This is a genomic window from Candidatus Rokuibacteriota bacterium, from assembly GCA_030647435.1.
In the GTDB taxonomy this organism is placed as follows: domain Bacteria; phylum Methylomirabilota; class Methylomirabilia; order Rokubacteriales; family CSP1-6; genus AR37.
The window spans coordinates 43950-70010 of the sequence record JAUSJX010000031.1; the positions used below are offsets into that span (position 1 = coordinate 43950).

The following is a 26061-nucleotide window of genomic DNA, read 5'->3' on the forward strand; positions in this document are numbered from 1 at the left end:
ATGGGAGGAGCGGATTCATGAAAACCACAAAAGCGCTGTACGTGGTGACCATCGCGGCCGCCGTGGCCGCGCTCTTGGCCGCCGGGCAGGCTCGGTTGAGCGCCCAGCAGAATACCGACCCGGCGATTCGCATCGGCGGCGATGACCTGGGCGGTGTGGTCATCAGCGCGAATGGGCCGGAGGCCGGGGTCTGGGTGATCGCCGAAACGACCGAGCTCCCCACCAAGTTCGCCAAGATCGTGGTCACCGACGAGCAAGGGCGCTACGTCATGCCCGGTCTTCCGAAGGCGACCTACAGCGTGTGGGTGCGTGGCTACGGGCTCATCGACTCTCCGAAGGTGCAGACCGCGCCCGGCAAGATCGTGAACCCGCCGGCAGTCGTGGCGCCGAGTGCGGCGGCGGCGGTGGAATACTATCCGGCGATCTACTGGTATTCCATGCTCAAGGTCCCGGACAAGAGCGAGTTTCCCGGCACGGGACCCAGCGGCAACGGCATGCCCGTGGCGCTCAAGAGCCAGGCGCGGTGGCTGGACATCGTCAAGACCAACGGCTGCTACGGGTGTCACCAGCTCGGCAACAAGGCAACGCGCACGATTCCGAAGGAGCTGGGTCACTTCAATTCCTCGACGGAGGCGTGGGCGCGGCGCATCGTCTCAGGGCAGGCCATGACACAGATGACCAACAACCTCGGCAGGCTCGACGTCAAGCGGGCCCCGGCGTTGTTCGCTGACTGGACGGATCGGATCGCCGCCGGCGAGCTGCCCGCCTCGCGGCCGTCACGGCCGCAAGGCGTGGAGCGCAACGTCGTCATCACGCTCTGGGACTGGGCCGGTCCCAAGGACTACCTGCATGACGAAGTCTCGACCGACAAGCGCAATCCGAGGGTCAACGCCAACGGTCTGATCTTCGGGGCTACAGAGGAGAGCACGGATCTCTTCCCGGTTTTGGATCCGGTGCTCCACAAGGCGACCCAGGTGAGAATGCCGGTGCGTGATCCGAACACCCCGTCTTCGAAAGCCAATCCAATGACGCCGTCGCCGTACTGGGGCGCCGAACCGATCTGGGACAGCCAGACCAGCATGCACAACCCGATGTTCGACGAGAAGGGGCGGGTCTGGTTCACCTCGCGAGTCCGTCCGCCGGAAAATCCGGAGTTCTGCAAGAAGGGGTCCGACCATCCGTCGGCGAAGCTGTTTCCGGTCGAACAGTCCAACCGGCACCTCTCCATGTACGATCCGAAAACCGGGAAGATCACGCTGATCAGCACGTGCTTCCCCACGCACCATCTGGTGTTCGCGGAGGATGCCAACAATACGCTGTGGACCAGCGCCGGCGGCCCGCAGAGCGGCGTCATCGGCTGGCTGAATCGGAGGATGTTCGAGAAGACCGGCGATGAGGTGAAGTCGCAAGGGTGGACGGCGCTCATCCTCGACACCAACGGAAACGGCAAGCGGGACGACTATGTCGAGCCCAACCAGCCGGTCGATCCCACCAAGGACAAGCGAATCACGGCCGCCTTCTACGGCGTCGCCGTAAACCCCGTCGACGGAACCGTCTGGGGCACGGTGCTGGGCTTCCCCGGTTACGTCATCCGGGTCAACCCAGGAGCGAATCCGCCGGCGACCGCTTTGGCGGAAGTCTTCGAGCCGCCACTGCCGGGATATGGACCGCGCGGCATGGACATCGATCGGGGCGGCGTCGTCTGGGCACCGCTATCGAGCGGACATCTCGGCAGCTTCGACCGGCGGAAGTGCAAGGGACCCCTCAACGGACCGACTGCGACAGGAAAACACTGCCCGGAAGGTTGGACGCTGTATCCGTTCCCTGGGCCGCAGCTCGCGAACGTCACGGACTCGGGCAGCGCCGAGGCCAGCTACTACACCTGGGTGGATCAGCACGACACGTTCGGGCTGGGCAAGAACGTGCCTCTCGCCACGGGCAATGCCAACGAGTCGTTGATCGCCCTCGTCGACGGGAAATTCGTCAACCTCCGTGTCCCCTATCCCATGGGCTTCTTCACCAAATGGATGGACGGGCGCATCGACGATCCGAATTCCGGCTGGAAGGGCAGGGGACTGTGGTCGACGTACAGCACTCGAGCGCCCTTCCACGTCGAAGGCGGCAAAGGGACGACGAGCAAGGTGGTGAAGTTCCAGCTTCGCCCAGATCCGCTCGCGAGATGATCGGAGGATCGCAGATGGCCAGACCCATGCGCCGCGTCGTTACCGGACACAATGCCCAGGGCAAGTCGGTCATCCTCACGGACGCCCCGTCGCCGCACGCGCTCGAGCTCGACGGCATGCCCGGGCTTGCCCTCATCAACCTGTGGGTGACCGATGGCGCGCCGGCGAGCAACGCGGGCGCGGCCGACGCCGCGGCCCGCCCGGTCGTCCTCGAGCCGCCCGAGCTGGGCACGATTTTCCGGGTGGTCGACTTTCCGCCGGACAAGGGGATGGGGGGCAAGGTCGACCGGGCGAAGGCCTTCGCGGCAATGGGCGCCGGCCACGCGATGGACCAGAGCGACGCGCGGCACCCGGCCATGCACAAGACGAACACGATCGACTACGCGCTCGTTCTAGAAGGCGAGATCTGGGCGCTGATGGACGAAGGCGAAACGCTGCTCAGGGCCGGCGACTGCCTGATCCAGCGCGGGACCAACCACGCGTGGAGCAACCGCATGGACACGCCCTGCCGCGTGGCCTTCATCCTAATCAACGCCAACCCAGCGTAGGTAAGGTCTGCCGCGCCGGACCGTTGCAGGCTACTGGCTAGGGTCGCTGGCCGTACCCGCAGTTGCAGTTTCTGAGGAAGTAGATAGCGCACCAGAGCCTGTGCTGCATGGGTGTTTGGCGGGCCGCACAGAATGAAGAGCTCGGCTCGGAGTGCGGGTGGTCCAGCGACAGGGACTCGGCTTCTTCGCTCTCCACCTCTCCGATCACGGAGAGCGGCGAGCCGCAGTCGCACATGGGACGCTTGGTGCCGGGGGTCAGGGTCACCGTTCGGACCGCCCAGCAGTTGGGACAGGCGAACTGGTACATTTCCTTCTCGTCGCTGTCGTACCGGAGTGTCGGTGTGTTCATGGCTCTTCCTCCCTGAGACCGGATAGAGCAACTGGCATGCCGGGGCGGAACTCCAAGCTTGGCGGGTACTTACGAGACCGCCGGTCGTTGCCGATTGACGAAGATTGTTGGCCGAGTAGGCACACTTTGGCACCTGCCATTCTTTCCAACTGCATTCCCGCCCGGGTTATTCTCTCCGCGGACTGAATCGACCTGCAGGAGGAACTCACGATGTCGGATGCGGATCGCCTTCGCTACCTTCGTGTCGCCCTCATCCTGGTCGGCCTGATCTTCGTCCTTGGTATCTACCCGCTGGGCATGGTGTGGCCGTCCGGCTGGCAGTGGGGCGTGGGCCACTCGCACTATCACATGATGATCATCGGGGTCTACGCGACGCTCGGCGTGTTCCTGCTGATGGCGGCGAAGAACCCGGCGGCGCACACGAGCCTGATCTGGTTCACCGTCTGGTCGAGCGTCGTGCACGCCGGGATCATGGGCGCGCAGTCCTTCGCCGATGCGAAAGAACGGGGGCACCTCCTCGGTGACGTCCCAGCGCTCCTCGTGGTGGCCCTCGTCCTCGCGGTGTTTACTCCACGCGCGGAGCACTGAACCCCGGCAGGTTCTTCCCCCTCGCTCACGTTCTGACTGGAGTTGTGGCACACTCGGCCGTCGGATGAGACAGGAGGAGGAGCGATGGGGCGACTGACGGGACGGACCGTGCTGATCACGGGCGCGGCGCGGGGGATCGGCGCGGCCTGCGCGCGCCGGCTCGCGGCCGACGGCGCGAAACTGGTCCTCGCCGACCTCGACGGGGCGGGGGCGGAGAAACTCGCGGCCGAGCTGGGCCAGGTGGCGGTCCGAGCCGACGTGACCCGCCCCGAGGATATCGACCGGATCGTGGACGAGCCGTACCGGCGCTGGGGGCGGCTCGACGTGCTGTTCAACAATGCCGGTGTCATCCGCGTCCAGCCGATGCTCGAGGTCACGGGGGAGGAATGGGACCGCGTGATGGACGTCAACCTCCGCGCCGTCTTCTTCGTCCTGCAGGCCGTGGCGCGCAGGATGCTTCAGCAGGACCCCATGCCGGAGTCGGAGCTCCGCGGCAAGCTGATCCAGACCGCCTCGATCGCCTCGTACCGGGGAGGCAGCCACGTGACGACGCCCTACGCCGCGTCCAAGGCCGGCGTGGTCAGCCTCACGCGCTCCGCGGCCCAAGCGCTGGCCCCGCATCGGATCACGTCGAACTGCGTCTGCCCGGGCGCAGTCGAGACGGCGATGTGGGAGCAGATCGACCGCGAGTGGGGCGCCCTCGAGGGCCTGGGGCAGGGCGAGGTGTGGAAGCGCCGGATCCGGAACATCCCGCTGGGACGCCCCGAGCGGGCCGAGGACGTCGCCGGCGTCGTGGCGTTTCTCGTCGGGCCCGACTCCGACTACATGACCGGGCAGGCCCTCAACGTGGACGGCGGCATCGTAATGGGCAACTAGGGTGGGGGTGATCCGCGTGCTCACGCCGGTCACGAAGGACGGCTCGGCCGATACGAGCCGGCGGGTCGTCCACCTGGGCGAAGCGCAGCTGCTCACGCAGGTGGGCGCGCTGCCGATCACCTTCGAGATCGAGGCGGGTTCGCTTGGTGAGGGTCTCGGCGGGCCCAGTGGACCGCGCGGGAGCGGCAATATCCAACTGCCGTAGGCGCGCCTAGTCCGCCGTGAGATCGATCTGCGCGTGGTGCCGGGCCGAGGGGTCGCCGGCGGATCTCGGGGAGTGTGAGCCGCTGGAGGACCCCGACGAGACGCACGGCCTCTGCCAGCGGCACCTGACGCAGTTCCTGGCGGCGGCGCGCTCCCGACCATCCGCCGGTCTCCGGCTCCTGATCGTGGTCAAGCGCGTCGAGCAAAGCCTCTACGAGTATCTCACCCGGGCGATGGCTGGAGTCGAAGGGGTCCACGTCATGGAGGACCGGCGGCTTGGCGAGCGGCGCCGCGAAGCCCGCTCACGGCCCGGAGAGCGCCGGCAGGCAGACCGGCGACAATCCCGCGGCCTCGTTCACTCCATCGGCTGCACCTTCGTCAGATTCGGCCCAGCCTACGGCGCCGCCGGCGCCACCTAACCGACGAGACCGCGCAGGCGGCTCAAAAAGGTCCAGATGCGAGGCGGCACCCGCTCGCCGCAGGCCGGCGAGAAGGGTCCAGATGCGAGGCGGCGAGGGATGCGACGAGCGAGGCGAACTCTCCGTACGTTGAGCGAGGAGCGACCGAGCCAACGAAGCAGATGGGCCCTTATCGGCGGCCTGCTAGCCGCCTGGGTAGAATGCGTCGCGGCCCCGCTGGTACGTGGCCTGGCGCTGGGCGGGGTTCCTGTTCACGAGCGGGCGCAGGAACATCGGGTGCGTGTAGCTCCGCACCTCGTGCTCGATGACGCACAGGCATTCGCGCGTGTCGGGGTCCACGATCTTCTCGAAGCGGTACTGGTAGTCCATGCTCTCTTCGCTGACGAGCCCGTGCGTATCGAGCCAATCGTGGGGGCCGGAGAAGTTCGCGATGTAGATGGCGATGTGGTAGCCGTCGTAGGCCGGGATGGGCGCCGTCGTCTCCCGGAAGACGAGCTCCTGGCGCTGGCCGATCCTGACGTGGGCGGCCACGCCGTCCGCGTCGGGGGTGACCGCGGCGGGGGCGCCCATGACCTTCTCATAGAAGCGCGCGATGCCGGCTGCGCGCCCGGACTCGACGGGGAATTCGACGTGGGTGATGCCGAGCGTCATGTCGCCGAACGACGGCCCGGCAGCGTACAGGCGGAGCCGGTTGCCCCATGGTGCGGTGACCGCGACGTACTTGTCCTCGACGCTGTAGGCGAACTTCGTGCCCGCGAGCAGCTCGCGGACGCTTCCGAGCCGCTTCGCGAGCGCTTCGAGGTCGGGGACCACGATCTCGACGTGGCCGCGCATGACGTTCGGCTCGCCCGTCGGCAGGTGGAACTGCGTCTGGCCCATGTTGATCCACATATTCTCGACCCCGACCATGACGTAGGGGTCGCGCGTGAAGCCCAGGCCCTGGATGTAGAAGGCCGTGGCGGTCCGCTGGTCGGGCACGCGCACGTTCACGTGCTCCAGCATGAGGATGTTGCCGACGTCCTGCTGGTGCCGATCGTAGCGCTTCATGGCGATCCTCCTCACGGGCGAGTGTGCCGCTTATCCTAACCCAGCGCGCTGCCGGAAGCCAGACGAAGGATTTTGCGATATAGTCCCGCCCATGGACACGGGGAGCCCGGCTGGAGCTGGGAACGAGTACGTGGCGCGGGCGCGCCGGCTTGCGCCCCAGATCGAGGCCTGCGCGGACCAGATCGAGCAGGAGCGGCGCCTGTCGCAGCCGGTGCTGGACGCGCTGTTTGCGGCGGGCATGTTCCGGCTGCTGCTGCCCCGCTCGCTCGACGGGGGCGAGGTCGATCCCGCCACCTTCGCTGCCGTCATCGAGGAAATCGCCAAGGCCGACGCGAGCACGGCATGGTGTATGTGCCAGGCGTCCGGCTGCTCGATGTCCGCCGCGTATCTCCCGCCTGACGTCGCGGCGGAGGTCTTCGGCAGGGACCCGCGCGCCGTTCTGGCGTGGGGCCCCGGGCCCGACGCGCGGGCCGTCGCCGTCGAGGGCGGCTATCGCGTGACGGGCACGTGGAGCTTCGCGAGCGGCTGCCGTCACGCGACGTGGCTGGGCGGCCACTGCCCGATCTCTGAGCCTGACGGGAGCCCGCGCCGGAACGGCGACGGCAAGAGGGTCGAGCGGACGATGTTGTTCCCCGCCTCGAGCGCGCAGATCGTGGACGTCTGGCACGTCAGCGGGCTCAAGGGCACCGGGAGCGACGCCTTCACGGTGTCGGATCTCTTCGTGCCCCACGAGTACTCGATCTCGCGGGACGATCCGGCGGAGCGGCGCCAGCCGGGCCCGCTCTACTGCTTCCCGACGGGCTCGCTCTACGCGTCCGGATTCGCCGGAGTCGCCCTCGGCATCGCCCGGCGCATGCTCGACGGACTGGTGGGCCTCGCCAAGGAGAAGACGCCGCGCGGGTTCAAGCGCCTGCTCCGCGACAACGCGGTGATCCAGTCCCAGGTCGGCTACGCCGAGGCGCAGCTGCAATCCGCGCGGCTCTTCCTCTTGAGCTCCCTCGAGGAGATCTGGCGTGCGGTCGGGCGCTCGGGCGTCCTCACGCTCGATCAGCGCGTCCTGATCCGGCTGGCGTCGACCTACGCGATCCACCAGGCGAAGGCCGTCGCCGACATGACGCACCACGCGGGCGGCGCGACGTCGATCTTCATCGAGAGCGCCTTCGACCGCGGGTTCCGCGACATGCACGCCGTCACCCAGCAGATCCAGGGGCGCCAGGCCCACTTCGAGACGGTCGGCCAGTTCCTGCTCGGGCACCAGCCCGACACGACGTTCCTCTAGGCTGGAGAGTGGATCCCATGGACCGTAAGCGGGTGGGCATTCTGATCTTCCCGAACGTGGAAGTCCTTGACTTCTGCGGGCCGTTCGAAGTCTTCTCGGTGACGCGGCTCAACGAGGCCGCGCGCCGCGAGGAGCCGTCGCCCTTCGAGGTGCTGCTGGTCGCCGAGACGATGGACACCGTGGTCGCCACGGGCGGCCTGAAGGTCATCCCCGACGTCACGCTCGAGACCTGCCCGCCGCTCGACATCCTCGTGGTGCCCGGCGGCTGGGGCACGCGCGCCGAGATCAAGAACGCGCGTCTGCTGGAGTGGATTGGAGAGCGTGGGCGACAGGTCGAGACGCTCACCTCGGTCTGCACGGGCTCGATGCTGCTGGGGCAGGCCGGGCTGCTCGACGGCCGCCGCGCCACGACGCACTGGCGCTCGCTCGGCTGGATGCGCGACTCTTTCCCGGCCGTGACGGTCGAGGAGAAGCTCCACGTGGTGGAGGACGGCAACGTCATCACGTCGGCCGGCATCTCGGCCGGCATCGACATGGCGCTCCGCGTGGTCATCCGCTACTTCGGCGAGGCCGTCGGCCGCGCGACGGCGCGGAACATGGAGTATCCGTTCCCCGACGATAACACCCGCCGCGTGTAGCAGGCGGCTGTCAAACCCGCAGGCGCCTGCTAGACTTTCTCGTAGGACAGGCGCTTGGCTTTGTCCATGTTCGTGCCCTCGATGCGGATGAGCCTTGTCGAGCCTTCGCGGCGCGGGGAGTGGACGTCGCCCTCGTTGTAGACCTTCGCCATGCCCGGCTTGAGCGGGTAGGCCCTGACGTGGCGCACCTTGCCGGGCTTGTTCTCGGAGGCGGGCTCGACGATGGCCCAGTCGCTCATCACGGTCTCGCCGCGCGCCTGGCCGTAGATCGCCCAGGACGGCCCGTGATCGTGCGGCTGGCTCTCCTTGGCGCCGTTGTAGACGTGGGCGAGGATGCAGAAGCCGAGCTTCGGGTCTTCGTACAGGATCTTGCGCTCCGGCACGTCGTCGCCGAGATGCGTGGCCACGAACGCCTCGTCCTGGAGGACATCCTGGACGAGCGCGCACACCTTCGTGCGCCCCTCGGGGCCGGGATCCTCGGTGAGAATGCGGTGACACGCGTCGGCGAACTGCTCGAGGCTGTAGCCCATTGATCGGACCTCCTCGCTATTTGATACTCTCTTCCGGCCCGGCGCGCAATGGGCACATCGGACGAAAGGGAGGCTGCGACCATGGTTGATGCGGTTCGGGACATGGCGGCGAAGTGCCGCAACTGGGGCAAGTGGGGGCCGGACGACGAGCTGGGCACGCTGAACTACATCACGCCCGAATCCGTCGTGAAGGCGACACGGACGGTGAAGCGCGGCGTGACGTTCTCGCTCGCGATCCCCTTCGACAACACGGGGCCGCAGGTCAACCAGCCGCGGCGCTTCAACCCCATCCACCGCATGATCCTCACGGGCCCGGACTTCACGACGGGCGCGTTCCAACGCCCCGGCGGCGTCGGGTTCGCCGACGACATGATCATCATGCCGCTCCAGTGCGGGACCCAGTGGGACGCGCTCTCGCACTGCTTCCTCGGCGGCAAGCTCTACAACGGCTACGACGCCAACCTGGTGTCGAGCTCGGGCGCCAAGCGGAACGGGATCGAGAAGATGGCGCGCTTCATCGTGACGCGCGGCGTGCTGCTGGACTTTCCGCGCCTGAAGGGGGTCGAGTGGCTCGAGCCGGGCTACGCGATCACCGTGGGCGACCTGGAGGCGGCGCTCAAGACGCAGGGCGTGGCGGTCGGGACGGGCGACGCGCTCCTGATCCGCACGGGCCAGCTGGCGATGTGCCGCGCGCGCGGCGGGTGGGGCGACTACGCCGGCGGTGATGCGCCCGGTCTCTCCTTCTCGACGGCGGAGTGGATCCACCGCCACGAGCTCGCCGCGGTGGCGACCGACACCTGGGGAATGGAGGTGCGGCCGAACGAGATCCCGGACACCTACCAGCCGCTCCACCAGGTGCTCATTCCCACCATGGGGATGCTCGTGGGCGAAATCTTCGACCTGGAGGTGCTCGCGGCCGACTGCGCCCGCGACAAGGTCTACGAGTTCCTGTTCACCGCGCCGCCGCTGCCGATCACCGGCGCGGTCGGCTCTCCCGTCAACCCGATCGCGATCAAGTAGCGCCGTTCTTTGCGCCTCCGATTTTTCTACGGCTGGGTCGTCGTGGCGGTCGTCTTCGTCACCATGGGCGTGGGCGTCAACGCGCGCACTGCCTTCTCGCTGCTCTTCCCGCCCATCCTCGACGAGTTCGGCTGGGATCGCGGCGTGACGGCCGGCGCCTTCTCCTTCGGCTTCCTCGTCTCGGCGGTCCTGAGCCCGACGCTCGGCCGGCTGATGGACCGCCGCGGTCCGCGGATGGTCATGGAGATCGGCGCGGGCCTCATGGCGGCCGGGTTGATGCTCGCCACGCTGGTGCGCCAGCCGTTGCACCTCTATCTCACGCTCGGCGTGCTGGTCGGCGGCGGCAGCGTCTGCCTGGGCTACACGGGGCAGGCGCTCTTCCTTCCCAACTGGTTCGTGCGCCGGCGAGGTCTCGCCATGAGCCTGGCTTTCTCCGGCGTGGGCGTGGGATCAATCATCCTGCTGCCCTGGCTGCAAACGTTGATCGGGCGCTCGGGCTGGCGCGCGGCGTGCTGGGCCATGGCCATCCTGGTGCTGGCGATCTTGGTGCCGCTCAACCTGCTGCTCAAGCGCCGGCCCGAGGACATCGGGCTCCAACCGGACGGCGACGCGTCATCGCATGAGACCACCGCCACCCAGGCGGCCAACATCGTGGACCCGGTGTGGGCGGCCGTGGACTGGACGCTCGGCCGCGCCGCGCGCACGTCGCGCTTCTGGTGGCTCGCGGTCGGCTACTTCGGCGGGCTCTTCGCCTGGTACGCGGTGCAGGTGCACCAGACGAAGTATTTGATCGAGATCGGCTGGAGCCCCACGTACGCGGCCTGGGCGCTCGGCTTCGTCAGCCTGGTCGCTATCCCGGGCCAGATCGCCCTCGGCCATCTCTCTGACCGCGTAGGACGAGAATGGGTGTGGACGGTGGGCAGTCTCGGTTTCGCCATCTGCTACCTGGCCCTGATCCTCATGCGTGAGACGCCGACGCCGGCCTTGCTCTGGCTCATGGTCGTGTCACAGGGCGCGCTCGGCTATGGGCTCACGTCGGTCGTCGGCGCCATTCCGGCCGAGATCTTCCAGGGGCGGCACTACGGCGGCATATTCGGCACGCTGATGCTGTCCGCGATCGCCGGCGGGGCCGCCGGTCCCTGGGTAACGGGCGCCCTGTACGATGCCACCGGCAGCTACACGCCGGCCTTCTGGATCGCGATCGGCTGCAGCGTGGTCTCGGCCGTAGCTATCTGGCTCGCCGCCCCGCGCAAGGTGCGCGCCGTCGCAGGACGCGTGCACCTGATACGGTAGGCGCCGCAGGCGGCCGATAAGGGCCCATCTGCGTCATTTAGCAAAATCTGCTGGGGCGCCCTCGGCCGCACGCTCGTGGCAGTTCGAGCTGAGGGGCGGAGCCCCGAGGCGAGGGCCGAGACAGTCGTACGGTTCGTCTGCGGGATCAACTCAGCCCTCGTCTCACGATGGCATACGCCGTCGCTCAACTCGAACAGCGGGGCGCCGCCTCGCATCTGGACCCTTCTCAGCCGCCTGCTAGCGCGCGGCCACCTTCCAGGCGTCGATGATCGCCCAGAGCCAGATCGCCAGCAGGGCCGCGAGCAGAAGCATCAGCGTCGCGCTCGGTTGAGACAGCGCCAGGAGATCGGTGGGCGCTGCCTGGAAGACGAGCCAGGTCAGGACGGCGCTTGGGAGGATGAACAGGACGCCCTTGAGGTACTCGCGGTTGTAGAGCTGGCCGAGCCCGGGGAAGATCCCGGAGAGGATGAAGCCCACGACCTGCCGTCGCCGCGCGCCTGGATCGCTCATGTCACCGGCGCTATTGAATCACGGCGCCCGACCGGAGTCACGGCCCCGCGCCGGCGAGCCCGGACTCTGGTATTGTCGCCCCCATGACCGGAGGATCTTCGAGCGGGCCTATGAGCAGAGATGAGCCGACGGGCGCGTGTCTCGAGCCCGCCGAGTTCGTGGACAGCGGCGCGCCGAACATCGTCGCCTTCGCGCGGCAGGCCTGCGAGGGAGCGATCGATCCCATCACCAAGGCGGTGCGCCTGTACTACGCGGTCAGGGACGGCATCGTGTACACGCCCTACGTCGACTTCAAATCGCATGAAACCTTCAGGGCCAGCGCGTGCCTCGCGAGGGGATCGGGATTCTGCGTGGCGAAGGCCGCGCTGCTCGCCGCGGCCGCGCGGGCTTCCGGCATCCCCGCGCGCGTGGGCTTCGCCGACGTGCGCAACCACCTGACCACACCGAGACTGCGCCAGCTCATGGGCACGGACCTCTTCTACTATCACGGCTATACGGAGCTGTACCTTGAGGGCAAGTGGGTCAAGGCGACACCGGCATTCGATCGCGGCCTCTGCGACAAATTCGGCGTCCGCCCGCTCGAGTTCGACGGGCGGGAGGACTCGCTGTTCCATCCCCACGACGTCAGCGGCCGGCGCCACATGGAGTACGTGCGCGACCGGGGGCCGGCCGTCGATGTCCCGGTCGCCGACATCCTCGAGACCTTCAACCGCTGCTATCCGCAGCTGACGGCGGGCGCTCCCGCGCCTTCGGCGACGCAGTTCAGACGGGAAGCTTCGCCGATCCAGGCCGACCCGAAAGAGTGACATCCCTCAAGGGCGACATAGCGGGCGGAGTCAGCGCAGGCGTGCTCACCATCCCGGTGAGCATGGGATATGGGATCCTGGCGCTCCAGCCGCTCGGCGACGGTTACGTCTCGTACGGCGTCGTCGCCGGCCTGCTGAGCGCGATCGTTGTCCTCCTCGTGGGGGCCCTGCTCGGCGGCTCCGCGGGGTTCATGTACACGCCCCGGAGCGTGGTGACGCTCATCATGGCCGCGGTGGTCCTCGAAGGCGTGGTCCACGGGCCGGCCGCCGTCGCCGCTCACGGCGATATCCAGCGGACGCTGACCCTGGTGTTCTTCGTCGTCGTGGCGGCCGGGCTCTTCCAGGCGCTGTTCGGCGCCCTCCGGCTCGGCGGGCTCATCCGTTACATTCCCTCGCCGGTCATGGCCGGCTTCCAGAACGCGGTGGCGATCCTCATCATCGTCGCCCAGGTCGACACGCTGCTTGGATTCCGCCGGCACGTCCCGTTGGGACAGCTCGCGTCGAATCTGGCCCTCGTGCAGCCGCTGACGCTGACGGTAGGGCTTTTCACTGTCCTGGCGACGTGGTTCTGCTCGCGGCTGACGAAGCGCGTCCCGCCGGTCATCCTTGGGCTCCTCGTCGGGAGCGGCGCGTACTATGCGCTGTCGCTCTCGGGCTACGGCGCGCAGCTCGGCCCCGTCGTCGGGCCCATGCCGGAGGCCCCGCTGCTGCCGAAGTATCTCCCCGGCTTCGGCCTGCTCCTGGCGGAGCGCCAGATCTGGCCGGTGCTGTTCACATTGGGCGTAGGAGCCTTCGGCCTGGCGATCGTCTCGTCTCTCGACGTCCTTCTCTGCGTCAGGGTGATGGACGGCGTGACCGGGGAGCGCTCCCGCGGCAGCCGCGAGCTGGTGCGCATCGGCGTGGGCAACATGGCCGCCGCCTGCTTCGGCGGGATCGCCAGCGGTGTGAACCTGGGCGCGAGCCTCGCCAACCACCGCGCGGGGGGACGGACGCGGCTGGCGTCGGTGGCCGCGGCCGTGGTGGTCCTGCTCGCCGTGCTCCTCCTGAGCCCGGCCATCGCGCTACTGCCGCGCGTGGTCATCGCCGGCATGCTGTTCGTCGTCGGCGTCCAGCTCTTCGATCAGTGGAGCCTCAAGCTGCTCGTGCGGACGATCACGGGGAAGCTCATCCACGGGCGGAGGATGGCGCTGGATCTCCTGGTGGTGCTCCTGGTCGCCTCGAGCATCCTCGTGTTCGATCCGGTGGTGGGCGTGGGCATGGGCGTGGGTGTCGCGGTCCTGGTCTTCATCATCCGCATGAGCAGGTCCGTCGTGCGCAGCACGTACCACGGCGACGCGGTGCGGTCGCGGAAGGCGCGGGACCCGAGGCTGATGGAAATCCTCGCGGCGCACGGGCGGCGAATCGTGGTCTTCGAGCTGGACGGCCCGCTCTTCTTCGGCACGGCCGAGAATCTGGCGAGCCGCGTCGAGGCGGCCGCGCGTGAGGGCGCCGGCTACGTGGTGCTCGATCTCAGACGCGTCAACGAGCTCGACACCACCGGCGCGCGGATCCTCATACAAATACAGGACCGGCTCAAACAGCAGGGCGGGCGCCTGCTCTTCAGCCACCCGCACGACAACTACCTCGTGTCGACCGTCCTGCGCGACCTGGGCGTGGAGGGCGCGGTGGGCCCGGACGCGCTGTTCGCCGACACGGATGCGGCGCTCGAATGGGCCGAGGAGCAGGTGATCCTGGCTCACGGCGCTGGCGACGTGTTGACCGGCGAGGTCGCCATGGAACGGCTGAGCGCCCTCGAGGGTTTGACCGAAGAGGAGCGCGCCATCGTACGGGCCGTTCTCGTGCGCCGCACCTACAGCCCCGGCGAGGCCGTCATCAAGGAGGGCAGTCTCGACCGGGACCTCTTCCTGATGTCGCGCGGGACGGTCAGCGTCAAAGTCGAGCTGCCGGGGCAGGGTCGGCGGCGCCGGTTGGCCTCGTTCTCCGCCGGCACCGTGTTCGGTGAAGTGGCGCTGCTCGACCGAGAGCCGCGCTCGGCCACGGTGACCGCCGACGAGGAGGCGGTCTGCTACGTGCTCTCCGAGGATGCCTTTCACGCGCTGGTGCGGGACCATCACGCCATCGCGATCAAGCTCCTGACCAACCTCGGACGCGAGCTGAGCCGCCGGGTCCGGCGGGCGAACGCGATGATTTCCCAACTCGAAGGATAGGGCGCAGCCCTCGGGGAGGCAGGCTATGATCCGAAAAGTACCGGGCGGATATCGGGTAGTCTCGGAGTCTGGAAGGAACATGGGCACGTACCGGACGAAGGCGGAGGCCGAGAAGCGCCTCCGGCAGGTCGAGATGTTCAAACACATGCGCCGGAAGCGGTAGGGGGGACTGAGCGATGAATATTTTCAAGACCAAGGCGGTCAGGAGCCTCGAGGAGGCGACGCGGACGATCCCAGTGATCGATTTCGGGCCGGCCTTCCGGAGCGAGCCCGGCGGGCTCGACGCCGTCGCGCGGGAGGTCCGCCGCGCCTGCGAAACAGTCGGATTCTTCTACTTAACAGCCCACGGCGCGCCGCAGGATGTCATCGACGCCGCTTTCGCGGCCTCGCGCGAGTTCCACGCGATGCCGCTCGAAGACAAGATGCGTCTCAAGATCAACGAGAACAACATCGGCTACCTGCCCGTGAACGAGAGCATGCAGCGCGCCTCAACCGTTCACAAGGCCACCCGGCCCAACTACAACGAGAGCTTCTTCATCAGCCACGACCGGGGCGTCGATCACCCGGACGTCGTGGCCGGCACGCCGCTCCGCGGGCGCAACCAGTGGCCCCAGGACCACGAGCGGATGCGCGCCGCGATGGTCAGGTACTTCAAGACCCTCGAGGGCGTGGGCGAACGCATGCTGCCCGTCCTGGCAAGGGCGCTCGACATGCCGGCGGGCTACTTCCGGCCCTTCTTCGACAACGAGGCGCACATCAACCTGCGCTTCCTGCACTACCCGCCACAGGAGACGGAGGGCGATGAGCAGTTCGGCCAGGGGCCGCACACCGACAACTCGTTCATCACGATGCTCGCGCGGCTGGACGTGCCGGGCCTGGCGGTGCAGCTGCCGAGCGGCGAGTGGCTCGCTCCGCCGGTGATCCCGGGGACCCTTCTCGTGAACCTCGGCAATGTGATGAAGCGCTGGTCCAACGACCGCTTCCTCTCGACGCCCCACGGCGTGCTGAACGATTCCGGCACCGACCGGTACTCGATCGCGTTCTTCTACAGCCCGAACAAGGATGCCGTGGTCGAGTGCCTGCCGAGCTGCACAGGTCCCGACAACCCGCCGCGGTACCCGCCGGCCGTGTACCGCGACCTCGTCCTCGAGTTCTACAACGCCAACTACTTTCACCGCGAGGGGTACGTCCCGGAGGGAGCGCGATGAAGATCATTCGGCTGTACACGGACGAGAAGGGCGAATCGCATTTCGAAGACGTCGAGATCCAGTTCCAGGAGCCGACCAAGTCCGGGCGGGTGTCGGCGCGGTTGCCGGCCACCGGGATCATCTTCCGCGAGGTGCCGACCGATTACGACCTTGACTGGCACCCCGCCCCGCGGCGGCAGTACATCATCAACCTCGACGCGGGCGTGCAGCTGACCGCGAGCGACGGCGAGACCCGGCGCGTGAAGGCCGGCGAGGTCGTCCTCGTCGAGGACACCTGGGGCAAGGGCCATCTCTCGAAGGCGCTCGATGCCAAGATCCGCCACTGCATCTTCGTCCCAATCGACTGAGGCGCAAGGAGACCCACATGCCGGACTCGGAAGCGTACCGGAAGGGAAGCGAGGTGCGCCGCAAGCTCTTGGGCGACGCCTACGTCGACAAGGCGACCAAGATCACGTACGACGATCCCACGATGCGCAAGTTCATCGACGTCGTGACGGAGACGGTCTTCGGGACGCTATGGACGCGGCCGGGACTCGACCTCAAGACGCGCACGCTGGTCTGCGTGGTGTCGGATGCGGCGACCGGGCAGGCGCCCGAGCTGGCCATCCACCTGCGCATGGCGCTTCGCCAGGGCTGGACAGAGGAGCAGCTGACGGAGGTCCTCCTGCACCTGTCTGGCTACGTGGGCGCGCCGCTTGTCCGGGAAGCCTGCCTCGTGGCCAAGCAGCTCTTCGCCGAGGTCAAGGCGGGGAACTGAGCGGAGGCCGGCGGACGTCTCAGCCCAGGCGCGTGTAGGCGGCGCCGAGCAGGAAGACCAGCGGCGGCAGGCCCTGGATGAGCGCGCCCCGCAGCATCTGGGGCGGCGACGCGGCAAGGACCACGGCCGCCGCCAGCATGGACGCGCAGTTCCATGCGACAAGGATCATCCCGGCTTGGCGATGTCCAGTCGCGATCAACGCTAAACCACCGAGAGCGCCCGCAGCCAGGTACAGGTTGTAGAAGCCCTGGTTGAAGGCGAGGCTCTTGGTCGTCTGCGCCTGCGTCTCGGTGCTGCGGAAGCGGCGGTACACCACCGGCTTGGTCCACCACAGGCTCTCCATGCAGAAGAACAGGACAAGGAGGATCCCGGCGACCGCCGCCGCGACCCACATGACGTTCAGCATTCTACGATCCTCCGCCTCGGCTACGACTCGAACTCAGCGCGTGGCACGCCGCTTTGCCGGATGATCGATAGAAGGGTTCCGATCTTCAACTCGGAATGATTGGCACAGGAACGGTGACAGTTTCCACTTCGCCTCGTCGCTGCATCACGATATGACTTCCTCGCCGTCTGACCTCCAGGAACGCGTGGCGTTCGAGAATCTGGCAGACCTCGCGTCCAGAAAGGACAGGAAGCCTACCCATGCCCCGCGTCGAATCGCGTAACGAACACCTCGCTGTGAAGGCGCCGCTTGACCTCGTTGGGGTCGGCCGACTCCAGGAAGAGCTCGACAGCTTCTTTCAGATTGGCGATCGCTTCCTCGACAGTTGCCCCTTGGCTTGCGACGTCGAGCTCGGGGCACAGGGCCACGGAGAGATTGCCGTCCTTCTCTAGGGTTGCCGTGTAGCTGCTGGTCGCCATGAAACTCTCCTGACGGCTCGCCCTACGCGGGCAGACGATCGTACATCTTGTGCACGTCGGCTCCGTGGAAGCGCGCCACGTGGTTGGTCGGGGGCAGCACCTCCGTGTAGAAGAACGCGGGCAGCTCGTCGTCCTTCTCGGTGAAGCCGGCCTGGCGGTTGAACTCCTTCTCCAGGCGCAGCGCGTCGCGCCCGAGCGCCTCGAAGAACTCCGGCGTCAGGCTCGTGCCGTGCGCGGCATTGATGGCGTTGGTCAACCACTCGGTGTTCGGGTTGGTCACGCTCATGCCGAAGATGCAGAGACCCAGCGAGTCATTGGCGGCCACGCGCGTCTGGTGCAAGAGGCTCTGGCTGACGAGCGATTCGAGATCCATTTCTCGCGTCTTGAGGCGCGGCAGGTTGCCGGCCGTGTGGTCGGCGCCCTGCGCGGTCGCCATCATCGAGATGCCCGTGGCCTCGACCACGCGCGGATCGTACGCACTGATGGCCTGCTTCTTGATGACCGGCACGCGGCTGACCTTGTAGTGCTCCCCTACGCGCGCCGTGCCCTGCGCCCACAGGCGCCCCTTTTCGGTACCCTTGCGGATCTCGACGAGGCAGTCGGTCATGAACTTCACGTCGCCGAACACGCCGAGCCCCGCCTCCATGAGGACCGCCAGGGTGGCGCCCAGCTCGATCGTGTCCACGCCGAGATCGTTGGCGACGTAGTTGAGCTGGGCCAGGTCGTCCGGATCGCTGATGCCGCAGTTGGTGCCGAGAAGCCCCAGCGTTTCGTACTCGACAGGCGAGACCACTTCCTTGCCATTGGCGTCGTGGTACACGTTGCTGCACTGGATGACGCAGCCGGGCATGCAGGCGTGGGTCTGCTCGCCGCCGCGGGACGTGTTGAGCTGGCCGATGTAGTCGCCGCCCATCTTGAACTTCTCGCCCGCGGCGACGTCGGCCAGCCGGCCCGCGCTGAAGTTGCGCACCGGCAGGCCGCCCATCTGGTTCTGGACGTCGGCCATGCCCATGGTGCCGACCTTGGCGTAGAAGTTCTGGACGATGCCGTCGGCCTGCAGCATCTTGGCGTATTCCTTGATGCTGGCATTGACCTTCTTGGGTTCGTGGAAGGGCGGAGCCTTGTCCAGGTCCACCACGATGGCCTTGACCTTCTTCGCCCCCATCACCGCGCCCACGCCGCCGCGCGCGGCCAGGCGCGAGGGCCGGCCGTCCTTGTCGCTGAGCGCGATGCCGCCCAGCAGGCCCCGGTACTCGCCGACGGGGCCGCAGAGCGCGATCGTGACCTTTTTGCCGTACTTGGCGTGGAGCATGTCGTTCGCTTCGAAGTTGCCCTTGCCCAGATACGGCGCGGCGTCGTCGAACACGATGCTGCCGTCCTTCCTGAAGTGGATGACCACCCAGCTCTTCGAGGCGCCGAGGAGCGTAAACCCGGCGATCTTCAGTTGGCCGAGGCCGTAGCTGAACGTGCCGCCGCCATTGGCCTCCTTGACGCCGCCGGTCAGCGGGCTCTTGCAGCCGACGCTCGTGCGATTGGCGTTGGAGAAGCTCGTGCCGGCGAAGGGGCCGGCCGAGAAGATGAGCGGGTTTTGCGGTGACAGCGGATCCACTGTGGCCGCGCCGAGGTCGAGGAGGGTCTTGGCGATGAGATAGCGGCCGGCCTTGACGACGGCCTCGCCCTCGAGCTCTCGCTTCGCGATGGTGCGGTCGTTCATCTGGATGTCGTAGTACGTGCGCATCGTAAGCTCCTGTCCTACCGCCGGTTGTGGTTGTGATCCCGCGGGAACGTCGTCGCTCCGGATTATACGGCCGATGGCGTGCAGGCTGAAGCTCCTGGTTGGGTCCCGCCGCATGGGTTTCCTGTATACTAGAAACCTCTTCGTGGAAGAGGCTGGCGGGCCTTAGCGCCCCGCCACCCACCCAAGACCTCGCTAGCGGTTCCCCGGCCGTACCGTTCGCGCGACCGAGCTGCACCTCCTGTTTCCGCTCGAGCGCGCTGCCGTCGACAAAGGGAGCTCACATGGCCGCAGTGCCTGCGTCTCTACCTGCAGTACCGGTCATCGACAAGCGGTGTCCCGACCGGGTCGAGGTCGATCCGGCGGAGCAGATCATTTCAGCGGCCCAGGTCAAGGCGTGGGTCGCTCATCTGCGATCCCACGGTTGGACGGAGAAGGACCTGGGTCTCGTCTGGCTCAGCCGGGCCAGGCAGGGCGTGACCCGCTAGACCTTTCATGCTCACGGAGGAATGAGATGGACCCGCAAGCGAAGACGCAGTTCGTCCAGATCGCCGTGGCGATGGCCCCCCAGCAGGCGAACCTGATCTATGCCCTCGACGACGCGGGTGGGGTGTGGTTCTACCGTGACACGAAGAAGAAGTGGGTGCGCGTGCCCGCAGACCGCGAAGAGTAGCGCGAAGAAGTAGCCTTCCCGCGCGTGCTAAGTTTTCGCCCTCTCGACCGAGGACAGCGAACCACGTCGAATCATCCGTAGCGCGTCCGGCCCGGCTGGGCCCGACGGGAGGCCCTGATCATGACCGTCAAGGCAATATCGGCCGACAGCCACATGGACCTGACCTTCCTGCCTCCGGACACCTTCATCTCTCGCGTGCCGGCGCAATTTCGTGACCGCGCGCCGCGCGTGGTCGACCGCGACGGCGCCAAGTACTGGATGACCGGCGGCGACGAGCTCGGGCGCTACGGCTACTACGGCCCCGGGTTGACCGGGGGGAAGCGCGGCAAGATTCTCGCGGACAACGGCTTCACGTCCGGCCACACGCGACCCTCGGACACGGTGGCGCGGCGCCAGGACCAGGAGCGCGACGGCGTCGAGGCTGAGATCATCTACGGCATCATCGGCATCTCCCGGCGCCTCTTCGGCGTGGGGATCAGCGACCCCGAGCTGCTCACGGCGGTGTACAGGGCGTACAACGACTGGATCGCGGAGTTCGGCCGCTCGGACCCCGGGCGCTACTTCGGGCTCGGCTGCCTGCCGAACCACGATGCCCAAGCCGCGGCCGCCGAGGCGCGGCGCTGCGTCGGGCTTGGCCTGCGTGGCGCGGTCTTCGTGCCGTGGGGATGCAAGTTCCCCGTGTGGCACGAGATGTGGGAGCCGATGTGGGCGGCCGCCGAAGAGGCCGACCTCGTCATCTCCTTCCACGTGTTCGAGGGCGGCGGCGCCACCGTGGGCTACGAGATCCAGGGCATCAAGAACCCCGCCTGCACGGGCGCGTGGGTCGTGGTCGCGCCCGGCCAGATGGACGAGATCCTGGCGTCCGTGATCCTCTCGGGCGTGTGCGAGCGCCACCCGCGCCTCCGCCTCGTCTTGGGCGAGAGCGGCATCGGGTGGCTGCCCTACCTCCTCGAGCGCATGGACGACACGTACGAGGAGCGCCTGGCCGACGACCTCAAGCTGTCGCTGCCGCCCAGCGCGTACTTCAAGCGGCAGATCTACGCCACCTTCCAGAAGGATTTCCACGGCGTGCGGGCCATGGCCCAGATCGCGCCCGACAACGTGATGTGGGGCTCGGACTACCCGCACCGCGACGGCACGTGGCCGTTTTCGCAGAAAGCCATAGACGAGCAGTTCCGCGGCATCGACGAGACCATCAAGCGGAAGATGCTCTGGGACAATGTCCGCCGCGTCTACCGGATTACGCCCTAGGGCTTATTGTCGCTCTGACCGACGCGCGGGAAGCGGGCTTGCTGGAGAGCTTGCTCCGCTCGAGCCGCTTTGCGGGCTGCTTCGGTGACCACTGCGAGAGCATGGCCCCCTCCACCACGAGCCATAGAGGAACAGCGAGCGCCACCAGGTAGCCAATCACCGTTTCCAGTTCCATAGCCCGTTCCCTCCTTTAGTATTCCAGCCCATTGCCGCTCCGACGACTCAAACTTGCTGTACGTCAGGCAGGAGCCGTGCCAGCAGGGTCGGATCGCAGAATCGGGCACTTGCATAGACCAGTACTGGCGGGTGCTGAAATGCTGCCCGTATCCGGCGGGCACTCTCGGGAGTTATGCCCGCGAGGTGAGCGAGCTGGCCCTATTTGACGCGAGGAGGGTTTCTGAAATGTAAGTCACCTATTATTATGCCTAAATAGATTCTTGACTTTACCGATCGATAATTGTATGTTGCCGCCCTATGCCCACCATTAAAGACGGCGCAGTCGAGGTTCCGGCTCACGGTGGCTGGTTGGTCGACCGGGTTCTGCGTGACGCCGAGTTGGCGGATGCGCGTGACCGCACGCGGTCGCTCACGCGGATCGCGCTCAACGCCCGCACGATGTCCGACGTCGAGCTGCTCGCTGTCGGCGCCTACAGTCCGCTCGAAGGCTTCATGGGCGAGGCTGATTATGGCGGCGTCCTCCGTGACATGCGCCTGGCGAACGGGCTGCCGTGGACGGTGCCCATCACGCTCGCCGTTCGCAAGGCCGCGGCCGACGTTCTGCGCGAGGGGCAGGAGGTCGCGCTCGTCACGCCGTGGGAGGAGCCGATCGCGATCCTCCACCTCGAGAAGCGCTTTCCCTACGACGGCCGCGAGGAAGCGCGGCGGGTCTACGGCACCGACGATGCGCGCCATCCCGGCGCCGCCTACCAGCTCAACCGCGGCGACGTGCTCCTCGCGGGCAAGGTTGATCTGATCGCGCGCCCGCCTCTTCGAGGCTTCGAGCCGTACCGGTTGGATCCCGCGGACGCCCGCGCGCGCTTCCGCGAGCTGGACTGGCGGACCGTGGTCGGCTTCCAGAGCCAGCAGCCGATGCACCGCGCGCACGAATACATCCAGAAGTGCGCGCTGGAGCCGCTCGACGGCCTCTTCATCCACCCGCTCGTGGGCCAAACCAAGCTCGACGAGCTGCCGTCGCAGGTGCGCGTCCGCTGCTCTCAGGTTCTGGTGGAGCAGTACTACCCGCGGGACCGCGTCGTCCTCGCCGTCTTCCCGGGCGCGATGCGCTATGCCGGCGCCCGCGAGACCGTCTTCCACGCCCTCGTCCGGAAGAACTACGGATGCACGCACTTCATCGTGGGACGCGAGTACGCCTCCGTCGAGCGTGACTTCACGCCGATCGGCGTTGACGCGGCCTTCCGCGCCTTCACGCCGGACGAGCTGGGGATCACGCCGCTCTTCTTCGACGAGACCTTTTACTGCCGGCGCTGCGAGGCCCTGACCTCGCCCAAGACCTGCCCCCACGGACCGCAGGACCGCATGGGGCTCACCGGCGCGGTGGTGCGCGAGCTGCTCGGCCGCGGCGAGCTCGTGCCCACGGAGTTCGCCCGTCCCGAGGTCGCCGAGATCCTCCGCAACTGGGTGCGCGGCACCGATGTCGCCGCCGCGCCGGCCGCGGTGCCTACCGAGGCGCCGCCCGCTGTGCCTGTGGCCCCGCCAGCGCCCGCGGCCCCGAAGGAGACGAAGGCCCAGCGGGCGGAGCGCCTCAAGCAAGAGATCAATCCCTGGGAGCACCTCGAGGAGATCCGCCGCTTCGCGCGCGAGGGTTATCAATCGATCCCGGCCGCGTGGCTCAACACGTACTTCCGCTGGTGGGGCGTCTACACGCAGGGCGACGGCATCGGGGCGGTCGGTGGCAAAGGGGGCGAGGGCAAGGCCGTGCCCTACTTCATGGTCCGGATCCGCATCCCGAACGGCCAGCTTTTCTCGCACCAGCTTCGCGTGATCGCCGGCTTCGCCGAGCGCAGCGCCCGCGGCGTGGCCGACATCACCGTGCGCGAGAACATCCAGCTCCACTGGATGCCGGTCGAGGTGATGCCTGACCTGCTCGAGAGCCTCTGGCGGGTGGGGCTCACCACGATGGGCACCTGCGGTGACGTCACCCGCAACATCACGGGCTGCCCGCTGGCGGGCGTGGACGCCGACGAGATGATCGACGCCGGGCCGCTGGTCCAGGCCGTCAACCGGATGCTCAATGGCAACCCCGACTTCTACAACGCTCCTCGCAAGTACAAGATCACGATCACGGGCTGCAAGTCCTGGTGCTCGTATCCGGAGATCAACGACGTCGGGCTGACGCCCGTGCGCCACCCGGCGACGGGCGAAGTGGGCTTTGCCGTCCGCGTGGCCGGCGGGCTCTCGACCCAGCCGCACCTCGCCGTGCCCCTCGACGCGTTCATCCATGCGGCGCAGGTGCTGCCCGTCGTCCGCGGGATCACCGAGATCTTTCTCGAGAGCGACGTGCTGCGCCACGACCGCGAGAAGGCGCGGCTGAAGTTTCTCTTCCTCCAGCACGGCTGGACGGCCGAGCGTTTCAAGTCCGAGCTCGAGCGGCGCATCGGCTTCTCGCTCGATCCCGGCGTGGCCGCCGAGCCGCCGGACGACGTGTACCGGGATCACGTCGGCATTCATCCGCAGAAGCAGGCGGGATATGTCTACGCGGGGATTTCGGTCCTGCGTGGCCGCCTGACCGTCGACCAGATGCGCGCCGTCGCCGACCTCGCCGACCGCTACGGCAGCGGCGAGCTGCGCACGACCACGATGCAGAACATCGTGATCCTCAACGTGCGCCAGGAGCGCGCCGCCGATCTGGCCCGCGAGCTCACCGCGGCGGGATTCAAGGTCGAGGCCTCGCCATTCTGGCGCGGTACCGTCGCGTGCACGGGGACGGAGTTCTGCAAGCTCGCGCTCACCGAGACCAAGGGGTTTGCGCGGTGGCTCGTGGAGGAGATGGAGACTCGGATGCCTGGCTTCGACCAGCACCTCAAGATCAACGTCACCGGCTGCCCGAACAGCTGCGGCCAGCACTGGATCGCGGACATCGGGATCGAGGGCAAGAAGACGAAAGTCGAGGGGACGATGGTCGACGCCTATTACTTCTGCGTCGGCGGCGCCCTGGGGAAGCACGAGCGCATCGCGCGGCCCATCGGCTATCGCGCCGCCGCGACCGAGGTTCCCGCCGCGATCGAGCGGTTGCTCAACGCGTATCTCGCCGAGCGGCGGAATGGGCAGACCTTCCGCGACTTCACCGCGCGCCACACCGACGAGGAGCTGCGCGAGCTGCTGGCAGGAGCGCCGGTCGGGCCGGTCGCGCGTGACGCCTCCCCGGGTCGTCCGCCCCACGGCGTCGACGCCTAGAACAAAGCCCGCGTCGGGCGTCGGCGGCGGATCCCGCCTCCGCCGTCGTGTGACACTGTGAGATGAGCGCCTCCGTTTGACAAGCGCCTCCCGGCCGACGTACCTTCAGCCCTCGATGACCATCAACGGCACGGCGTACATCGCCGGAATCTACGAGCATCCCACGCGGAAGGCCGACGACAAGTCGCTGGCGCAGCTCCACGCCGAAGTCGCGAAAGGTGCGCTGGAGGATGCCGGTCTCAGCAAGCAGGACGTCGACGGATATTTCTGCGCCGGTGACGCGCCCGGGCTCGGCCCGCTCTCCATGGTGGACTACATGGGGCTCAAGGTCCGGCACGTCGACGCCACCGAGACCGGGGGCTCGTCCTACGTGCTCCACGTCGGGCACGCGGCCGAGGCGATCGCGGCGGGCAAATGCAGCGTGGCGCTGGTCACGCTGGCCGGCCGGCCCCGCGCCGAGGGCATGGCGACGGGCACAGCGCCGCGCAACTACGGCGCCGCCGCACCCGACGTCCAGTTCGAGTACCCCTTCGGCCCCACGGTCGTGAACATGTACGCCATGTGCGCCATGCGCCACATGTACGAGTACGGGACGACGAGCCAGCAGCTGGCCTGGATCAAGGTGGCGGCGTCACATCACGCCCAGCACAACCCGCATGCGTTGCTGCGCGACGTCGTGACCGTCGAGGAGGTCGTGGCCTCGCCCATGATCGCCGATCCGCTGCATCGCCTCGATTGCTGTGTGATCACCGACGGCGGCGGCGCGCTCGTGGTCGTGAGCCCCGACGTGGCCAAGCGGCTGTCGCGGCCGCGCGTCAAGGTCCGGGGCGCGGGCGAGGCCCCGAAGTACCAGATGGGCGGCAAGGTCGATCTCACGTACTCGGGCGCGGTGTGGTCGGGGCCGGCCGCCTTCGGCGAGGCCGCGGTCACCCCCGCCGACATCAAGTACGTGTCGATCTACGACAGCTTCACCATCACCGTGCTCATGACGCTCGAAGATCTCGGCTTCTGCGCCAAAGGGCAGGGCGGCAAGTTCGTGGCCGAGGGCAACCTCATTTCGGGCACGGGCAAGCTGCCGTTCAACACCGACGGCGGCGGTCTCTGCAACAACCACCCGGCCAATCGAGGGGGCATGACGAAGGTGATCGAAGCCGTGCGACAGCTTCGCGGCGAAGCGCACCCGAAGGTCCAGGTGAAGAACTGCGGCCTCGCGCTGGCGCACGGCACCGGCGGCTCGCTCGGCACGCGACACGTCAGCGCGACGCTGATCATGGAACGGGAGTAGGCGGTGGCCTCCGCCGAGCGGAAGTTTCCGGCCCCGCTGCCGAATCCCGAGACGAAGCCCTTCTGGGAAGCGGCGGGCGAGGGACGGCTGCTGCTCAAGCGTTGCCGGTCGTGCGGCGAGGTGCACTATTACCCCCGTGCGCTCTGCCCGTTCTGCGGGAGCGGCGAAACGGAGTGGCAGCCGGCAGCCGGCGGCGGCACGATCTACTCCTACAGCGTGATGCGACGCGCGGAGGCGCCCTACGCCATCGCGTACGTGACGCTCGACGAAGGCGTGACGATGATGACCAACCTCGTCGACTGCGATCTCGACGCCATCCGGATCGGCCAGCGCGTCAGGCTCGTGTTCAAGCCCACCGAAGGCGGGCCGCCCGTACC

The 26061-nt window shown here is 67.6% G+C and carries 29 protein-coding genes and 2 pseudogenes; 23 read left to right on the forward strand and 8 right to left on the reverse strand.

Annotation, left to right across the window (positions count from 1 at the left end; translation table 11 throughout):
* Positions 1–17 precede the first annotated feature (17 nt).
* Both Q7W02_06135 and Q7W02_06140 read left to right on the forward strand, forming a co-directional pair.
* Positions 18–2183, forward strand: a complete 2166-nt coding sequence (locus Q7W02_06135) for a carboxypeptidase regulatory-like domain-containing protein (GenBank protein MDO8475766.1) — start codon at positions 18–20, stop codon at positions 2181–2183.
* Positions 2184–2197: 14 nt separating this feature from the next.
* Positions 2198–2731: a cupin domain-containing protein gene (locus Q7W02_06140; protein ID MDO8475767.1), complete on the forward strand. Its 534-nt coding sequence runs from the start codon at positions 2198–2200 to the stop codon at positions 2729–2731.
* Positions 2732–2768: 37 nt separating this feature from the next.
* Here the strand turns inward: Q7W02_06140 and Q7W02_06145 are convergent, their stop codons facing one another.
* Positions 2769–3080, reverse strand: coding sequence for a hypothetical protein (locus Q7W02_06145; protein MDO8475768.1), 312 nt, complete (start codon positions 3078–3080; stop codon positions 2769–2771).
* Between the two features lie 210 nt (positions 3081–3290).
* Here Q7W02_06145 and Q7W02_06150 point away from each other — a divergent pair, with 210 nt between their 5' ends.
* From Q7W02_06150 to Q7W02_06165, 4 genes are all read left to right on the forward strand, one after another.
* Positions 3291–3668 carry a hypothetical protein gene (locus Q7W02_06150; GenBank protein MDO8475769.1) on the forward strand — a complete coding sequence of 126 codons (378 nt, stop codon included), beginning with the start codon at positions 3291–3293 and terminating at the stop codon, positions 3666–3668.
* Between the two features lie 84 nt (positions 3669–3752).
* Positions 3753–4544, forward strand: a complete 792-nt coding sequence (locus Q7W02_06155) for a glucose 1-dehydrogenase (GenBank protein MDO8475770.1) — start codon at positions 3753–3755, stop codon at positions 4542–4544.
* A gap of 7 nt (positions 4545–4551) precedes the next feature.
* Complete coding sequence (locus tag Q7W02_06160) at positions 4552–4749, forward strand: hypothetical protein (protein ID MDO8475771.1); 198 nt, start codon at positions 4552–4554, stop codon at positions 4747–4749.
* A gap of 16 nt (positions 4750–4765) precedes the next feature.
* Positions 4766–5167, forward strand: coding sequence for a hypothetical protein (locus Q7W02_06165; protein MDO8475772.1), 402 nt, complete (start codon positions 4766–4768; stop codon positions 5165–5167).
* 183 nt (positions 5168–5350) lie between these two features.
* On the opposite strand, the gene Q7W02_06170 is transcribed toward Q7W02_06165, so the two are convergent.
* On the reverse strand, positions 5351–6214 hold the full coding sequence (locus tag Q7W02_06170; protein ID MDO8475773.1) for a hypothetical protein: 864 nt from the start codon (positions 6212–6214) through the stop codon (positions 5351–5353).
* A gap of 91 nt (positions 6215–6305) precedes the next feature.
* Between Q7W02_06170 and Q7W02_06175 the strand changes: the two genes are divergently transcribed.
* Together Q7W02_06175 and Q7W02_06180 are read left to right on the forward strand one after the other, a co-directional pair.
* Entirely contained in the window at positions 6306–7493 is a 1188-nt protein-coding gene (locus Q7W02_06175) for an acyl-CoA dehydrogenase family protein (protein ID MDO8475774.1), read from the forward strand.
* A gap of 17 nt (positions 7494–7510) precedes the next feature.
* Positions 7511–8131 (forward strand): DJ-1/PfpI family protein, encoded by a 621-nt coding sequence (locus tag Q7W02_06180; GenBank protein MDO8475775.1) that lies wholly within the window; start codon positions 7511–7513, stop codon positions 8129–8131.
* Positions 8132–8160: 29 nt separating this feature from the next.
* On the opposite strand, the gene Q7W02_06185 is transcribed toward Q7W02_06180, so the two are convergent.
* Positions 8161–8661: a hypothetical protein gene (locus Q7W02_06185; protein MDO8475776.1), complete on the reverse strand. Its 501-nt coding sequence runs from the start codon at positions 8659–8661 to the stop codon at positions 8161–8163.
* Between the two features lie 81 nt (positions 8662–8742).
* Here Q7W02_06185 and Q7W02_06190 point away from each other — a divergent pair, with 81 nt between their 5' ends.
* Both Q7W02_06190 and Q7W02_06195 read left to right on the forward strand, forming a co-directional pair.
* Positions 8743–9681, forward strand: coding sequence for a cyclase family protein (locus tag Q7W02_06190; GenBank protein ID MDO8475777.1), 939 nt, complete (start codon positions 8743–8745; stop codon positions 9679–9681).
* A gap of 9 nt (positions 9682–9690) precedes the next feature.
* On the forward strand, positions 9691–10974 hold the full coding sequence (locus tag Q7W02_06195) for an MFS transporter (protein MDO8475778.1): 1284 nt from the start codon (positions 9691–9693) through the stop codon (positions 10972–10974).
* A 237-nt stretch (positions 10975–11211) separates the two neighbouring features.
* On the opposite strand, the gene Q7W02_06200 is transcribed toward Q7W02_06195, so the two are convergent.
* Positions 11212–11484: a hypothetical protein gene (locus Q7W02_06200; protein ID MDO8475779.1), complete on the reverse strand. Its 273-nt coding sequence runs from the start codon at positions 11482–11484 to the stop codon at positions 11212–11214.
* 110 nt (positions 11485–11594) lie between these two features.
* On the opposite strand from Q7W02_06200, the gene Q7W02_06205 reads away from it, so the two are divergent.
* Genes Q7W02_06205 through Q7W02_06230 form a run of 6 tightly spaced genes read left to right on the forward strand, consistent with a single transcriptional unit; the run spans position 11595 to position 16462 of the window.
* Positions 11595–12290, forward strand: a complete 696-nt coding sequence (locus tag Q7W02_06205) for a transglutaminase-like domain-containing protein (protein ID MDO8475780.1) — start codon at positions 11595–11597, stop codon at positions 12288–12290.
* Complete coding sequence (locus Q7W02_06210) at positions 12287–14497, forward strand: SulP family inorganic anion transporter (protein ID MDO8475781.1); 2211 nt, start codon at positions 12287–12289, stop codon at positions 14495–14497. The genes Q7W02_06205 and Q7W02_06210 overlap by 4 nt, the downstream gene beginning before the upstream one ends.
* Positions 14498–14522: 25 nt before the next feature.
* Complete coding sequence (locus Q7W02_06215) at positions 14523–14660, forward strand: hypothetical protein (GenBank protein ID MDO8475782.1); 138 nt, start codon at positions 14523–14525, stop codon at positions 14658–14660.
* A gap of 13 nt (positions 14661–14673) precedes the next feature.
* The gene (locus Q7W02_06220) at positions 14674–15705 is read left to right on the forward strand and encodes a 2-oxoglutarate and iron-dependent oxygenase domain-containing protein (protein ID MDO8475783.1); all 1032 of its coding nucleotides are present in this window, start codon (positions 14674–14676) and stop codon (positions 15703–15705) included.
* Complete coding sequence (locus tag Q7W02_06225) at positions 15702–16052, forward strand: hypothetical protein (GenBank protein MDO8475784.1); 351 nt, start codon at positions 15702–15704, stop codon at positions 16050–16052. Before Q7W02_06220 ends, Q7W02_06225 begins: the two co-directional genes overlap by 4 nt.
* 17 nt (positions 16053–16069) lie before the next feature.
* Positions 16070–16462, forward strand: a complete 393-nt coding sequence (locus Q7W02_06230) for a carboxymuconolactone decarboxylase family protein (GenBank protein ID MDO8475785.1) — start codon at positions 16070–16072, stop codon at positions 16460–16462.
* Positions 16463–16481: 19 nt separating this feature from the next.
* On the opposite strand, the gene Q7W02_06235 is transcribed toward Q7W02_06230, so the two are convergent.
* The 4 genes and pseudogenes from Q7W02_06235 to Q7W02_06250 all read right to left on the reverse strand — a co-directional run bounded on the left by Q7W02_06235 (position 16482) and on the right by Q7W02_06250 (position 19064).
* Positions 16482–16868, reverse strand: a complete 387-nt coding sequence (locus Q7W02_06235) for a DUF1304 family protein (protein ID MDO8475786.1) — start codon at positions 16866–16868, stop codon at positions 16482–16484.
* Positions 16869–16888: 20 nt separating this feature from the next.
* Positions 16889–17109 (reverse strand): annotated as a pseudogene (locus Q7W02_06240) (type II toxin-antitoxin system HicA family toxin).
* Positions 17102–17326, reverse strand: a complete 225-nt coding sequence (locus tag Q7W02_06245; protein ID MDO8475787.1) for a type II toxin-antitoxin system HicB family antitoxin — start codon at positions 17324–17326, stop codon at positions 17102–17104. The pseudogene Q7W02_06240 and the gene Q7W02_06245 overlap by 8 nt, the downstream one beginning before the upstream one ends.
* 22 nt (positions 17327–17348) lie before the next feature.
* A complete protein-coding gene (locus Q7W02_06250; protein MDO8475788.1) occupies positions 17349–19064 on the reverse strand; it encodes an aldehyde ferredoxin oxidoreductase C-terminal domain-containing protein in 1716 nt (571 codons plus the stop codon).
* A 281-nt stretch (positions 19065–19345) separates the two neighbouring features.
* Between Q7W02_06250 and Q7W02_06255 the strand changes: the two genes are divergently transcribed.
* The 7 genes and pseudogenes from Q7W02_06255 to Q7W02_06285 all read left to right on the forward strand — a co-directional run.
* Complete coding sequence (locus Q7W02_06255; protein ID MDO8475789.1) at positions 19346–19549, forward strand: hypothetical protein; 204 nt, start codon at positions 19346–19348, stop codon at positions 19547–19549.
* Positions 19550–19575: 26 nt separating this feature from the next.
* Complete coding sequence (locus Q7W02_06260; GenBank protein MDO8475790.1) at positions 19576–19734, forward strand: hypothetical protein; 159 nt, start codon at positions 19576–19578, stop codon at positions 19732–19734.
* A 120-nt stretch (positions 19735–19854) separates the two neighbouring features.
* Complete coding sequence (locus tag Q7W02_06265) at positions 19855–20985, forward strand: amidohydrolase family protein (protein MDO8475791.1); 1131 nt, start codon at positions 19855–19857, stop codon at positions 20983–20985.
* A 474-nt stretch (positions 20986–21459) separates the two neighbouring features.
* Positions 21460–22623: pseudogene (gene sat / locus Q7W02_06270) on the forward strand (sulfate adenylyltransferase).
* Between the two features lie 66 nt (positions 22624–22689).
* A complete protein-coding gene (locus Q7W02_06275) occupies positions 22690–24399 on the forward strand; it encodes a nitrite reductase (GenBank protein MDO8475792.1) in 1710 nt (569 codons plus the stop codon).
* A gap of 115 nt (positions 24400–24514) precedes the next feature.
* A complete protein-coding gene (locus tag Q7W02_06280) occupies positions 24515–25684 on the forward strand; it encodes a thiolase domain-containing protein (protein ID MDO8475793.1) in 1170 nt (389 codons plus the stop codon).
* Positions 25685–25687: 3 nt separating this feature from the next.
* Positions 25688–26061 (forward strand): Zn-ribbon domain-containing OB-fold protein (locus tag Q7W02_06285; protein ID MDO8475794.1); only part of this gene is annotated, 374 nt, incomplete at its 3' end.